8 protein-coding genes are annotated in these 14,440 nt (G+C 41.9%); 4 read left to right on the forward strand and 4 right to left on the reverse strand.

What is annotated here, in order from left to right; translation table 11 throughout:
• Positions 1 to 445 precede the first annotated feature (445 nt).
• Both AC1F2U_RS05020 and AC1F2U_RS05025 read left to right on the forward strand, forming a co-directional pair.
• Entirely contained in the window at positions 446 to 1,789 is a 1,344-nt protein-coding gene (locus AC1F2U_RS05020) for an AAA family ATPase (RefSeq protein WP_480260099.1), read from the forward strand.
• Positions 1,786 to 2,583 (forward strand): ParB N-terminal domain-containing protein, encoded by a 798-nt coding sequence (locus tag AC1F2U_RS05025; protein WP_480260100.1) that lies wholly within the window; start codon positions 1,786 to 1,788, stop codon positions 2,581 to 2,583. Before AC1F2U_RS05020 ends, AC1F2U_RS05025 begins: the two co-directional genes overlap by 4 nt.
• Positions 2,584 to 2,585: 2 nt before the next feature.
• On the opposite strand, the gene rtcA is transcribed toward AC1F2U_RS05025, so the two are convergent.
• From rtcA to AC1F2U_RS05040, 3 genes are all read right to left on the reverse strand, one after another.
• Positions 2,586 to 3,635 carry an RNA 3'-terminal phosphate cyclase gene (gene rtcA / locus AC1F2U_RS05030; RefSeq protein ID WP_480260101.1) on the reverse strand — a complete coding sequence of 350 codons (1,050 nt, stop codon included), beginning with the start codon at positions 3,633 to 3,635 and terminating at the stop codon, positions 2,586 to 2,588.
• A 414-nt stretch (positions 3,636 to 4,049) separates the two neighbouring features.
• Positions 4,050 to 5,396 carry an FAD-binding oxidoreductase gene (locus AC1F2U_RS05035; RefSeq protein ID WP_480260102.1) on the reverse strand — a complete coding sequence of 449 codons (1,347 nt, stop codon included), beginning with the start codon at positions 5,394 to 5,396 and terminating at the stop codon, positions 4,050 to 4,052.
• Between the two features lie 187 nt (positions 5,397 to 5,583).
• Positions 5,584 to 6,246, reverse strand: a complete 663-nt coding sequence (locus tag AC1F2U_RS05040) for a GIY-YIG nuclease family protein (RefSeq protein WP_480260103.1) — start codon at positions 6,244 to 6,246, stop codon at positions 5,584 to 5,586.
• A gap of 171 nt (positions 6,247 to 6,417) precedes the next feature.
• Between AC1F2U_RS05040 and AC1F2U_RS05045 the strand changes: the two genes are divergently transcribed.
• Positions 6,418 to 7,344, forward strand: coding sequence for a carbohydrate ABC transporter permease (locus tag AC1F2U_RS05045; protein WP_292818972.1), 927 nt, complete (start codon positions 6,418 to 6,420; stop codon positions 7,342 to 7,344).
• A gap of 65 nt (positions 7,345 to 7,409) precedes the next feature.
• Complete coding sequence (locus AC1F2U_RS05050) at positions 7,410 to 8,237, forward strand: Rpn family recombination-promoting nuclease/putative transposase (protein ID WP_480260104.1); 828 nt, start codon at positions 7,410 to 7,412, stop codon at positions 8,235 to 8,237.
• A gap of 14 nt (positions 8,238 to 8,251) precedes the next feature.
• Here the strand turns inward: AC1F2U_RS05050 and AC1F2U_RS05055 are convergent, their stop codons facing one another.
• A complete protein-coding gene (locus tag AC1F2U_RS05055; RefSeq protein WP_480260105.1) occupies positions 8,252 to 14,257 on the reverse strand; it encodes a translocation/assembly module TamB domain-containing protein in 6,006 nt (2,001 codons plus the stop codon).
• Positions 14,258 to 14,440 lie beyond the last annotated feature (183 nt).

A 14,440-nucleotide genomic window follows, 5' to 3' on the forward strand; every position in this document is an offset into this window, starting at 1 on the left:
AAGAACAACTGAACTCAGTTTTAACCCTATTTGCGATCGCCTTGTAAATTTGTCATTTGCTTATTCTTACAACAAATCTGGCTTTACAGGATTGATTGCAAATGCCCCTAGATAAAGTATCAAAAGTTTTCTGTTTTTACTTATATAAGCTCCTTTGCCTCATTTCAACTCTTTTGAAATGAGGCATTTTCTATGTTGCTACACACTCACAGGTAATTTTGTCATCGGGAATAGAGGCAAAATATTAGTACTGTAATGTATTTTTCTTAACTTAGTATATTGACTTATGCTTCATCTTTGTTTTGCTAGCGATCGCTTTTAGGAAAAAGCTTTAATCTAGTAATCAATTCGATTAGTTAAAAATACTGAGGTCGATTAAGTAGCAAATTTGATTCAATTAATCAAACAAACGGTATTGTAATTGTTCCCGTTTGCTTATTAGGTGATGCTACTTACAGACTGGAACCAGATTTTAGACAACATTTTGCCTGATGAGAGTAGTGAGACGCTGATCAGTGAGATATTTGTAAGACCTCTAATAAACGCACTTGGATTTAATGATAAAGAACGTTTTCCACAATTTCCTACAGGACATGGGACAGTAGATTTTGCTGTTCGCAAAAATACTGGTGGTGATATTTTTTTATTCTCTAAGAGCAATCCCTATTTACTTGTTGAAGTCAAAGCACGAGCAACAGGAACAGGAGCTAAATTTAATTTATCAGAAGGCACTCCTCAATACATAAACACTATAGAGCAAATAAAACAATATCTACTTGATTCTAAGTGCAACACATCTCAATGGGGCCTTATTACTGATTCAGTTTATATCCAGTTATTCCGGCGACATGGAAAAATTATATTTCCTGCAACTTCAAATAGTTTAATTAAAAAAGAGAATATTCATACTATCGTTTCCGATGTCAAACATTTAATTGACAATCCGCCCAAAGCCTTAACTGTTTGTGTTTACAACAACAAAGGAGGTGTGGGGAAAACTACGACAACTGCCAATTTAGCAGCCACTCTTGCACAACAAGGGAAGCAAGTTTTAGTAATTGACTTTGATCCACAGCAAGGAGATTTAACTAAATCTCTTGGTCTAGAAGTAAAAAAAATTAGTTTATATGATTGTCTATCCGATAGAAACTTAAACGTTCACGATACAGTTCAAGCATTTAAAGTCAAATTTAAATCTGGTCAAGTGTTCCAATTCGATGTTATTTCCGCAGATCCAAAACTGCTAGATTTTACAGAGCAAGACTTAGCAACAAGAATTGAAAAGGGGGCTGCTAGGTTAAAAGATACTCTAAAACCTTTGGTATACGAATATGATTATATATTCATAGATTGTCCGACAAACTGGATGTTTTTTAGTCAAAGTAGCCTCTACGCTTGCGATGTCGTTTTGATCCCTACCAAGCACAATAATTTAGCATCCCTAAATAATGCAGCTAAAGTAATTAAAGAGTTAGTACCAAAAATTAAGGCAGCTAGACAAGATGGTGGCCCAATCGCCTTACCTATATTTTTTAATGGTGAAAATATCACTCCTCCTCAGCTGAGAATAGCAAATCAGGAAATTGAAGCTATTATTACCAGAGAAAGTAAAGCATCTAATTTCAATTTACGTCCTTATTTTTATCCTAATAACCATACAAAAATATTCAGTCTGCCAAGTTATGCAATTGTAGCAGGTGCAGCCTTTGCTCGAATCCCAGCAGCTTTTACGCATTGTATTGCTACAAATTATTATCTCGATCTAGCTAAGGAGTATTTTATTGTATGAGTGATTTTGATAATATTGGCAAACTAATGCATCTGAAGTTAACTGATCTTAAACCTGGAGATCAGTTTTCCGAATCGGAATTTATCATCAAAGCAGCAGCAGAGTCTATCTTAGAAGCTGATGGACGGAATTGGATTCCTGTTATTGTTAAAGAAATTGGTGACTATCAATATCAAGTTGTTAGTAATCATTTTGTATATGCAGTTGCTCAACAAGCTAAGTTAGAGCGAGTCTGGTGCATAGTCATTTCACCAGAACCTCAAAGTATTGAGCAGGCGAAAATTTTAACTAGAGAAGTTTTACCTAAAGTAAATTTGAATACAGCATCACGAGATAGTATTCTAGCCGCACTTAAATACTTAATCTCAGAACCAAGTAGTGCCTTAAAGGGTGTAGATCCTATTGTTGCCACAAACCGAATTGCAGAGTCTAATCGCAAAACTTGGTCTAATTTCAACCCTATCCTTACCTTGAAATGTGGAATTACTAAAGGCAAAAAGTTGGATGCTCTTGCAAAAGTATTTTTTCTGTCATCATTACCACCTTCACCGCCGTCACCACTCCCAGAAATTGTGAGTATTAAATCTGCATCAAGAGATGAAGTGTTTACTCGTTTGATTTATTTATCAAAATCTAAAATAGATGGTTTTGAAGCTATTGATATAGAAAAATCATCTGATATTATATTCAGTGCTAGTAAAGGCAAATGGAAAAGCTTAAATCCTATCTCTAAACTTGAATGTGGCATTGATTCTACAAAAATCAAGACTCTTAAAAAAGTGTTTAGTCTCTAATCTCATCCACTAATTACAGGAATCACGGATACTACTTTCTCAGCTTCATCTACCGTAATTTGCGCCAGCCCAAATTGTTCAATAACTGCTGCATTTGTCGTCAAATGCCTACTCACTTCAGCCACTCGATACTGACTTTCTTGTGAAGCTAAAGCAGCTGGCAATAATAACTGATCTGCTAAATGTTCATCCACTGGTGCGCCGGTGTGATGAAACTCAAGTAGTTGCTGACAAGCAATCTCTGCAACTGTTTCCGCCGACAACCGCAAACGCCCAAATCCACCAAAGCCAGTTAAGCTATTCTGATACTCAGCAGTGAGGAAAATACCTGCCCCAGGTGCCACACCTCTTTCTCGTAAAGTCTGTACAGTAACCTTTAAATGGGCTTCCCGTAACAAATTCTCCGCACGATTCGCCATTCGTTGCGGAATATGGGAAGGCAATTCCGTCACCACTGCTAGTCCTCGCACCTGTTGTAAATCGCCCCGTTCCAACAAGTCGATCCCACCGAGTTTACCACCGCCATCTACTTGTAACTCTACCTCGCCCCCACCTTGGGGATACCACCCCCAAGCGCCTAACTTGACTTGGGCTTCTACACCCATGCGTTGCAGTATGGGCAGATAAACTTGCTCAATGTACGTCGCTGTCGGGCTAAAGTTCACATGAGTTCCACCCTTTAGTGTCACCAGAGAATTGCCAGATGCTAATGCCAAAGGTAAGAGAATTGTCTGTAAAACTAGAGCGATCGCACCCGCAGAACCACCTTGTTGTGCTTTACTAACATCAAAGGTATAAATTCCAGCTTGCACAGCACTACCTGGGATGAATTCCAGCAGCATTGAACCCAAAGCATCACCTCGTAGTTGGGCATTACAAATTCTCGCCGCCGCCCGAACTGCTGTTAAGTGTTGTGCTGCTAATCCTGGCTTTTTGCGTCCAGCGCGAATGCCTGTAATTCGTATGGGTTCACCGGTGATGGCGGCTAGGCTTAAGGAAGTGCGAAGAACTTGTCCGCCTCCCTCTCCGTAGGAACCGTCAATTTCAATCATGGGCGATTATTGGAATGTTGGATTTTGGGTTATCCGAAAAGAATTCAGGAGTCAGTCGTCAGAATTCAGAATTGAATTGGAGTCCGACTGGGGAATGAATAAATGGTAAAACATCACCAGCCGATCTTTCCTGCGGAAGCGGCCGCTTTGACTTTCCGCGCTTATCTCCCACTTTCTTATTCTGATTGCTGAATTCTGAATTCTTCTTCAACCCCACGGCTTTTGAAATCAAACCACAAATTATAAACGCCTAACAGCTAGCTTTTTGAAGCGAAGTTACACAAATATACAGAAAAAATTCTGATACAGCAGATTTCAAGTTAGTGAGGTACACAACGATTCGTTTGCTACCCAGGTATAAAGGGTATTTTTCTCCTGAATTCTGAATTTTGCTGTATGTGTTTCTGTAGTTTGCTAATTTTGAATTTGGAATTGAAGAACCTTGCTTTTACCGGGGTTCATCAACCCATAAGGATCGACTATTTCTTTAAATTTTAACTGCTCAGGATCGATAACTTTTCTACCGCTGTCTTCAATAATATACGTATGAGGATTTGCAATACTCACACCCTGTTCTTCGTGATAGCGGATAATTTCATTGAGGCGTTCTTCTGTGGTGTAGCGCACAAGTTGCAAAGCGCCAGGAACTACGACACCATTCACCCGAAAAAATTCTAAATGCATCATTACCTCATCGCCGAAGTAATTATACATCTGCTCTACTACTTGCAAACTGCAATCTCTAGGAAAGAGACTTTGTAAGTATGTAATATCAGCATCTACACTCCGGGCAAGCAAGGTAGTGTGGTTCCAGCTAAATTCCGCTAAATGTGTACCTTTGTCTGCTTCCTCGGCTGTTTTTTTATAAGTAATCTGGCCGCCGTATTGCTGCACCAAAGCCGGTAAGAATTCCAAACTCGGTTCGGAAATTATCAAAAATACTGAGTGAGTTCCTTCAGGAATATACTCTTGTACTGCGTGAAAATATTGGGAAATTGGGGATGCAAAGACAGAAATCAACTTCTTAATCATGCCATCAGCATTGCCAATTGCCTGACCAAACTTTGCTGCTGTCATAAAGTCGTCAAAGGTGACAATGACTTCTGCCCAAGGATAAGCTGGCCCTAAAGGAATTTCGACTTCAGTGATAATCCCATTAATTCCCCAAGCATGATTTACCTTTTGGACATCATCGCCGCGTAATGCGATCGCACGGGGTTCATCTTCTACAGTTATCACCCGCAATGCTAAGATATTACCGCGATCGGCTAACATACCATATTGGATCGAGCCAATACCCCCACTTCCCCCAGCAATAAATCCGCCAATTGTCGCTGTGCGGTACGTAGAGGGAGCCATACGGATTTCCCAGCCCATTTCTCGTGTTTTTTTATCCAAAGCTGCCAACTTCACCCCAGCTTCCACCCGCGCCATTCCCGGTTTCACCCAAAGAATCTCTTGCAACCGCGTCATGTCTAAAATTACGCCACCATGCAACGGTACACATTGCCCATAATTCCCAGTTCCCGCACCTCGCACAGTTACAGGTATACGATGTTTTGCACACGCAGCTGCAACTTTTAAAACCTCTGCTTCATTAGCGGGACGCACGACGATATCCCCAACTTTTCCCTCTAGTTTCGACACTAACACAGGGCTAAAAGTGTGATAATCCTGGGATAATTTTGCGACTTGGGTAGAATCGGTAATAATTTCTATGCCTTCTAGAGAATTAATCAGAGCATCTAATTTTGTCGTCATATATATCCTTTTTTAACGCAGAAAAACACAAAGGTTTACGCAAAAGAACGCAAAGAATTCACTCCTCTGCGAACCTTTGCGCTTCCCTCAGCGCCCCTCTGCGTTTTAAAATCTTAACTCTCATCTTTCACAGAACTTTCATGCCACTTACTCAAAAAGTCAGATAGCGCACTCAAGCAGACAAAAATCAATACTTAGTTTCCTGTGTCTGTGCGTCGATAATTACACTCCAGTCATCGTTTGTCACAGCAGCTTCAAGTTGACGCTGACGTTCGGCTTCACTCGCATCTATTGTTTCTAACTCTTTAGAAAGGGTTGTATCAGCCATTGCTTTCCGCAGTTTTAGCTTTTTCTCCTCGTAGGCTTGAAGTTGAGCTTCTGACATTACCGCCTTAGTCGCTTCACCTACCGTACTAGCCCACATTTCGCTTTCAGTTGCATTACCAGGTGGCGTACTTTCGAGTTCTGCTATCCATGCATCTCGCAAATCTTCCATTTCTTGACGTTTGGGAAACTTGAATGCTTGCACGCGGACAAAAGCACACTTTTGCTCGCCATTTTGGCGAACATGGCCGTTTAGGGAAAGCAACACATTCCGAGAATAGCCAATGTACTGCGTGCGACGTTCTACATCTAATACTGCATAAACTCCGGCAATTTTAGCGTTCTGAGCAGCCACACTCCAAGCCTCAAAGTCAATGATTTCAGTACCATTGTTTGCCAGTTCAGGAGTTATACTCACCTCAATGGCGGCGTGTTCGTTGTCAGAACCATACAAAAAATCATGCAGCCCACGGTGGTTTATGGGGACATTTTGATGTTCAATTGGCGGATTGTGCTGAGTTTCCATTGCAGTCGATCTCCAAGTTATTAATTAGCGATGTCTACGATAAACTTCTCTACGAGAGGTTACACCAATACTTACGCAAGCAAATATATGCCCTTAAAATATTGAAGCTTAAATCTACTCACATCTCCAAATCCTTGTTCTGAAAAAGCAAAAACAACTATTAAACTTCTTATGAATCAATTGATACCTAAAAATTGGATGTTCATCAAACAGCGGCTTACCCCTTATTTATTTTTATTACCCGCCTTAGTTCTTTTAGGTTTAACTGTCTTTTGGCCTGCATTGCAAGCGTTTTACCTCAGTTTTACCAGCTATGAAGACATTGCCCAGCCGCCACAATGGATAGGTTTCGCCAACTTCCTCAAGCTTTGGAAGGATGCAGTTTTTTGGAAAACCTTGGAAAACACTTTTTTATATCTTGTAGGTGTAGTACCAATTTTAGTAATTGCTCCCTTAGTACTGGCAATTTTGGTAAATCAGAAACTGCGGGGAATGAATTGGTTTAGAGCAGCGTACTACACTCCAGTGGTAATTTCAATGGTGGTTGCGGGAATAGCTTGGAAATGGCTGTATGCAGAAAACGGATTACTGAATCAGTTATTTAAAGCTTTAGGTCTTTTTCCAGAAGGTATTCCTTGGCTAACTAGCCCAGCAAAAATTTTTGGCATTGTACCAATTTCTCTTGCCAGCGTCATGGCTGTCACCGTATGGAAAGGATTAGGTTACTATATGGTGATTTATTTAGCGGGGTTGCAATCAATTCCTGCTGATGTTTACGAAGCCGCAGCCATTGATGGCTCTGATGGTATCAGCAAACATTGGGATATTACCATACCTTTAATGAAGCCATATTTAGCCCTAGTAGCAGTAATTTCGGCTATTTCTGCGACCAAAGTCTTTGAAGAAGTCTACATTATGACTCAAGGAGGCCCACTCAGTAGCTCAAAAACGATAGTTTATTATTTATATGAGCAAGCCTTCAATAACTTGGAAATTAGCTATGCTTGCACGATTGGACTAGTGCTATTTTTAATAATTTTAGGATTGTCAATTTTGCGATTAGCTATTAATCAGCAAGGTGATGATATCACAATTTAATAAATTTAGAAAAATCATCTTCCCTCAGCCCCGATAATCTGAAAATATTCAAATATCGAGAGTGCATGAAAACAGACACGATTTTTTACACCTTATTCCAAACTCTTCCAGGTGTATTATTTGAACTTTTGGAACAATCGCAAGCTTTAGCATTACATTACCAATTTACCTCAGTAGAAATCAAAGAATTAGCACGTCGTATCGATGGCTTATTCTTACCAAAACCTGACTACCCAGAAGACACAATCTATTTTGTTGAAGTACAGTTTCAGCGCGATGATGATATTTACTGGCGAATAATTACAGAAGCTTTCCTCTATATAAATCAATATAAACCTCAACGTCGCTGGCAAGCAGTATTACTTTTTGCTCAACGTAATCTCGACCCAGGTATACCATTCATTTATCAAACATCATTAGCTCCACAGCAAATTCGTATAATTTATTTAGACGAATTAGATAATGTACCATCATCTTCGATTGGGCTAGGCGTAATTAAGTTAGTAGTTGCAGCCGAAGATCAAGCCGTACAGCAAGCGAAAAACTTGATAAAACAAGTGCAACAAATCGATGAAGCTAACCGTAGCAATCTTTTAGAATTAGTAGAGAGAATGCTTATCTACAAATTTGTAAACAAAAGTCAGCAGGAGCTAGAAGCAATGTTTGGATTAACCGATTGGAGACAAACTAAATTTTATCAGGAAGTCAAGGAAGAAACAAAGCAGGAAGTAAAAGAAGAGGTTCGCGAAGAAACAAAGCTAGAGACTATACCCCGTTTACTTAAGTTGGGTTTAAGTATAGAGCAAATTGCTGAAGCATTAGAATTGGATGTTAAACAAGTACAACAAGCTATTGAGAAGCAAGGAGAAGAGGGAACAGGAAGTAATTCGTAATTGAAGAGATTTATTTAAAATCGCTTTTGATATTCCACTACAGCACGACTGTCATCGGTTAAGTTAGTGGAAGCACGCACGCGAAATTCATTGTTTATTCGGTAATTAATACCCCATTGGAAGGGGTCGTTTGTTGTCAAAATTTTGATACTGGAAACGGATATTTTGGAAGAAATATCAACCCCAGCCTCTGCTGCTAATTCTAAAGTTGAATTGCTTCTTCCCGCTTCGGGATTCTCAGAAATAACGGTAGGAAATATCCGTAGTTCACTTAAGCCAAAGGTACTCCCAATCTGGTTAAAAGCTGACTGAAAATTGTTAAACACAGCCGAACCTGCGATGTTAATCAGACCTAAAGTACTGTCTGCACGTCCTTGGGTGTCTACAAATCCGCCTCCTAAAAGAGCAACAATTTCAGTTTGACTACGTGACGGACTACTTGTTAATTCTAGATTTTCATTTAGTTTGCTAGCTAAACCGTTGATAGTGGCTTCGACTCGAACACTCTCTAACGCTGATAAACCTGTAGAATTTACCCGGCTGAAGTCATTACTTTGAGTTACATCCAGTACTTTGGCAAATAGCCGAATATCTAAGTTGGGGTCACGGGGTTGAGAAGGACTAAAGGTTGCAGTGTGTTTATAACCACGAGCAAGATTAAATTGGGTAGTAAATAAATTTACCCCTCCTTTTTCTAACTGGATGGTGCCATCGGGTATAGGCTGATTGATTAAGCCGTTAACTATGAGATTACCGCTGGCGCGGAAGTTGAGAATAGGGTCGCGGGTAATTTGGACGTTTTTACCTAATTCCAAATCTAAATTATTAAATCTGGCGTTAGTATTTCCTGTCCCATTTCCAATTTCAGATTTGCTCTGCTTATTGTCTTTTGTGGGTGATACGCCAATACTACCATTTTCAGATGTCGTGGCGTTAGTAGATTCTGCCAGCAATACCTTACCATCAAATAAATTTACTCTACCGCCAATTATGGGATTAAGGGCAGAACCAGTAATCTGCAAATTACCACTAGCGCCTCCCTGATAAAGTCCCTTAAGATTCAACGCTAGCTGATCGAGATTAACAGTCAGGGGATTTTTGATAGTTACATTCTCATTGTTGAAGATGGGAATTTCTCCAGCAGCTTCTACCTTCCCACGACTAAATCTACCTTGAAGATTTTCTACTAAGATGCTGTCAAAATTAAACAGAATTCTACCTGTGACGCGTCTCAGCTTACCTGGCAAAGCCTGGGCTGAAAAAGTAGCATTATTGACAGTAGCAATTCCATTTACTTCGGGTTTTTGCAATGTCCCGCGCACCTTGAGGTCTACTTCTCCTTCACCTTTCTCAAATAACACTTGATTAGTCAATGCGTTTAACAGCCCCAATCCCTCGTTTTCTAACTTCATATCCAAACTGATTTGATCGCTGTCTGGTGCGACGGAAGCAAAAGGCAATTTATAAGGGATGCTGCCAGTAATATCAACAGGTTTTGGCCCAGCAACTGCTACAGTACTACCAAAGTTTAAGCGTCCATTGGCATAGCTGAAACTTGCTGTTGCTGACTGTATTTTGCTCTGATTTAGTATTCCTTCTGTGATTTGCAATTCCCCTCTAGCTTGGGGATTAGCAATGCTGCCTGCTAAAGCTGCTGTACCGTTAAGATTACCTGTGATTCCAATTGGTAGTTTGACAACATTATTCAATAGTTGTACTGGAAAATTATTCACCCGCAGCTGACCAGATTGTTCATCACCACCAACGTTACCTGTAAACGCAATCAGTCTGTTTTGAGACTCAATTCGTAATGGTCGCAAACTTAAAACACCGTTCTCAAAGTTGCCTTCGGCAATCACTTTGTCGGCAGTATAATAACGATTTCGTTCTTCCTTTTTACCCCAGGCAAAGTCTTGTCCATTCAAATTAAAATCCACTGATAATCCATTGGCTGTAGCTGTATTTACAGCCACTTCCCCATTGAAAGTCCCCTTTAAGTCTGCCAAATCTGGTATGGGAGTGGAATTAAGTCGCTGTTCTTCCTGTTCTGCCACCAAAGCTTCAATTTCAGAAAACCGTTGGATTTGAGTTAATAAGGGTTCATTTGGCGTTCCTTGGGGATTGGTAGTCAGATCCGCTGCGGTGCCGTAGATTTCTGCTGAACCACCTGGCAAATTTTGTAAATCAAATACCTTTGCTACAGCTAGAACATCTTGGATCTCACCCTGCTTGACGTTCAATTTACCTTGTAATTTAGGCCCTTTAGGGCTTTGAGCCACAGTACCAACAAGGGCGTAGCTACTTTTTCCTTTGACAAATTCGCTACTAGTGAGTGTAGCTTTACCGTCACCGTAGCGGAATTGAGCAGCTATTCGATCGCCTTTAACCCGGCCAATTTGGGGATTAGCGATCGCTAAATTTCCGGTTGTTGCCAATGTCTGCTGATTAAACAGCAAATCCCCAGTTAACAATCCAGCTATCTTACCAGCACCCAAGCGAGTAATTGGTGGCGGAGTCAAATTTAATATTTGTAAGGGGAAATTGGCAAGTTTCAGTGCCCAATCATTTCCTTGAACATTACCTGTGGCTGATGCTTGCTGCCACTTGACTAAGAAAGATTTCGGGTGATTATTGGCATCTAAATTGAAGTTCAGGCGATCGCTATTACCTGCCAAGTTTAAACTCAAACCGCGTCCCAGTTTTGAATCGATGTTTCCAGTTAACAACGGTTCAAAAGCAATATCTTGAACAACCAAGTCTCGTAAGTTGATTTGCCCTACTACATTTGGTAAGGGCAGCTTACCAGTGATTTGACCATTAAAATCTACTCTCCCCGCCACAGCAACTTGATTGGGAAGATTGATTGGTAACTGTTTTAAGTTGTAATTCTGCGCTTGGACATTGAGATTGAGGGCAGTAATTTCCGGTATACCTGCTTGTTTTGCATTGGCTAATATGTTACCAGTCACACTTAAACCGGGAGCAGTTGCTCGCTCAATGGTCAGCCTTTCACCACTCCAAGCGATCGCAGCCGTCAAGGGTTGCTCTAAACCAGGGATACCTTGAGATAATTGCACCTGTCCAGCAGCACGCACATCAGCTAATCTAGACGATCCTAGCGTACCGGCTAATTGCAACTGACCGCCAAACTGTCCCCGCAATTGCTGATTTAACCGATTTAATTCCACACCAGCAGCATCAACTACAGCTTGATAGCGACCATTACCCACTTGGATATTAGAGGCTGTAATAGTTCCACCCGCAACATCCAGCCGTCCCTGACCGTTAGCTTGGATAGTTTGTGGTTGGAAGGATTCAACAGAACCCGCCACGTTTGCTTGACCAGTTAACGTCCCTCGAAACTGTGGTGGTACTGCTGCTAACTGTTGTAACGGTACATTAGTTGCCTGAACTTGTGCCTGGTATACACCATTACCCACTTGGATATTAGAAGCTGTAATAGTTCCACCCGCAACATTTATCCGCGCCTGACCCATTGCTTGAATAGTTTGCGGTTGGAAGGATTCAACTGAACCTGCCACGTTTACTTGACCAGTTAACTTCCCTCGAAACTGCGGTGGTACTGCTGCCAACTGGCGCACAGGTACATTATTAGCCTGAACTTGCGCCTGATAGACACCATTACCCACTTGGATATTAGAGGCTGTAATAGTTCCACCCCCAACATTTACCCGCGCCTGACCGTTGGCTTGAATAGTTTGCGGTTGGAAAGACTCAACAGAACCCGCTACGTTGAACTGACCATTTAATGCTCCTTGAAATTGCTTTGGTACTTTTGCCAACTTTTGCACAGGCACATTCTTAGCCTGAACTTGTGCCTGATATACACCATTCGCCACTTGGATATTAGAGGCTGTAACCGTACCCCTGCCAATATCAAGGCGACCCTCACCACTGCCACGGAAGGTTTTCAGGCTGAAATCATCTCTGCTACCTGCGATTTGAAATGTTCCCGCCAAAGGATTATCTAAAGCTGGGGGAGACTGTTTCAATATTTGTCCCAACCGCACACCATTAGCTACCAGTTGAGCCGAGAAGCTTTGGTCTTGCAGTTGGATATTAGAAACTGCAACTGTGCCACCACCAATTTGAACTCCTGCACCATCACTGCGAATTGTGGCAATTTCAAATGGTGCTGTGCTGCCTGAGAGGATGAGACGACCATTGAACTGTGCCCCAGCCAAAGAGACATTTTGCAGTTGACTTTTGTCTACAAAAGGTTCTAACTTCACCCCAGAGGCAACAGCCACAGCTTGCCAACGCTCATTGGCATAACTACCAGTTGCCCGAACTGTCCCACCACTCACATTCAGAGCCACATTGCGGAAAGATACGTTGCGATTTGGAGCGATCGCAACTTCACCAGTTCCGGGGTAAGTTCCATTGGGAGCTTGGAACTGTACCACAGTTTGGACATTAGTAGGAGCGCCAGTTAGTTGAGCTGTACCAGAGACATTGCCGATTTGAAACGTAGGTGTTGTTTCGTAGACTTTGGCGATCGCATCCCCTGGAACATTCTTGGCAGCGAAATTTAAATCCAGTCGCGGACTTTTACCAAGTCTAATTGTACCAGCGCCCGTAATCTCACCACCAACTTTGGCTTTACCTTGAATATCTTTTAAGGTAATTAAAGAAGAACTAGTAACAAGCTCAAACTTACTACTGATGCTATTAAAATCAACTTTATCAATCCGAGCAGTTTGAATCGTGGCAACTGAGCCGGAGAGAATTGGCTCTTTAGTCGATCCGGTAATTTGCAAAGAAGCTTGTACTTGTCCAGCGATCGGTACAGGTAATTTTACCTTAAGAGTCTCCTGGGCATTCGCCAAACTCACTGCATTTACACGCGCTGCCAACTTCAAGCCTGCTTTAGAGTCGATGATTCCCGTAGCCACTAAAGGAATTTTGCCGTAGTTGCTAGTAACATTATTTAACTGCAACTCCGTTCCTTGGAAGTGGAGGTTTCCTTGGCTATTGCTCAACAGTTGCGGGACTTTGGGTATTTGCAGCGTTACCCCTTGCACATTAGCGTTGCCAAACAATAAAGTTTGCTGTCCTGGTGTCAACCGAACTAACAAATCGCCATTGGCTCGACCCGCCTGTAAGTTCACTGGTAACTTAATCAACCGAGTAATATTCTCAGCCAAAAAATCTTGTGCTTGCACCTGGAAAGTCCCTGCTAGCACCTTAGAACGTGTCTCTCCCTGAATGGAAATATTGCCACCACTGTCTGCTTGACCCCCGACTTCAAACCGTATCAACTGGTTATTTGCCAAAAGTTGAGCAGATCCATTGAGTTGAGAAAATAGCACCGGCAATTGCCGAGTGTTGTTAGCAGTAGCAGAGCGTTGAGCCAGCGCTGAATTAGAAGTTGGGTATTCTCCCTTGCCCCCCTGCCCCTCTGCCCCCCTGCCCCTCTGCCCCCCTGCTCCTCTGCCCCCCTGCCCCTCTACCCCCTCATCTCCCTCTACTCTCTCATCCGGCATCAAGGCCAGCTTGGCATTCCGAAACCGTAGGTAGTCCAAATCGGTTTTAATTGCACTGCTTCCACCTGACGAAGTGATGGTAGTGGAAACCCAACGCCCTTGGTCATCCTGGTCAATGTAAATATCTGGGTTGACTAAGGTTACATCTAGCTTTAAATGGCGATTAAAAATTAGTTGTAACAGATCGAAACCCACCTCTACAGATTCGACTGTAGCCCGGTCTGCATCTGTGGGTGTGGCTGGGATAGCTGAAGCCCCAAACTGTACTCCCGTCAACGAAAATTGTGTAACTCTTCCCAGGTTTACCGGACGGTTGAGTGTAGTAGTGAGACTTTGTTGTGCTAACGGCGTTAACTCTGTTTGGACAAAAGTCCACAACCGCCAAATTCCAACGAGAACTCCTAACAGCAAAAGTCCACTCAAGGCAATGCTACCCCGGCTCAACACCAGCAACCACAAATGTTTGCGGATAGGGGAGGGGGAATGAATATCTTGATTGGTAGATTTAGTCATTTGCTTTCACTGTATTAATTGCCGGATGTCGTTGGCACACACAAGCATTAACTGGCACATTGGTTCAGTATGCCATTTCCAGGATACGCCAACTAAACCCAAGACCCCATTGGTTGAGTTACGGTATTTTGTCGATCCAATACTTATGCTTAATAATATTGGCGTTTTCAGGAAAATCTGAAT

This window comes from Nostoc sp. LEGE 12454 (assembly GCF_056620565.1).

What these genes read in the sequence shown, in the direction of transcription:
- AC1F2U_RS05020 (WP_480260099.1), top strand. Translation starts at nt 446, where the DNA reads ATGCTACTTACAGACTGGAACCAGATTTTAGACAACATTTTGCCTGAT.
- AC1F2U_RS05025 (WP_480260100.1), top strand. Translation starts at nt 1,786, where the DNA reads ATGAGTGATTTTGATAATATTGGCAAACTAATGCATCTGAAGTTAACT.
- rtcA (WP_480260101.1), bottom strand. Translation starts at nt 3,635, where the DNA reads ATGATTGAAATTGACGGTTCCTACGGAGAGGGAGGCGGACAAGTTCTT.
- AC1F2U_RS05035 (WP_480260102.1), bottom strand. Translation starts at nt 5,396, where the DNA reads ATGACGACAAAATTAGATGCTCTGATTAATTCTCTAGAAGGCATAGAA.
- AC1F2U_RS05040 (WP_480260103.1), bottom strand. Translation starts at nt 6,246, where the DNA reads ATGGAAACTCAGCACAATCCGCCAATTGAACATCAAAATGTCCCCATA.
- AC1F2U_RS05045 (WP_292818972.1), top strand. Translation starts at nt 6,418, where the DNA reads ATGAATCAATTGATACCTAAAAATTGGATGTTCATCAAACAGCGGCTT.
- AC1F2U_RS05050 (WP_480260104.1), top strand. Translation starts at nt 7,410, where the DNA reads ATGAAAACAGACACGATTTTTTACACCTTATTCCAAACTCTTCCAGGT.
- AC1F2U_RS05055 (WP_480260105.1), bottom strand. Translation starts at nt 14,257, where the DNA reads ATGACTAAATCTACCAATCAAGATATTCATTCCCCCTCCCCTATCCGC.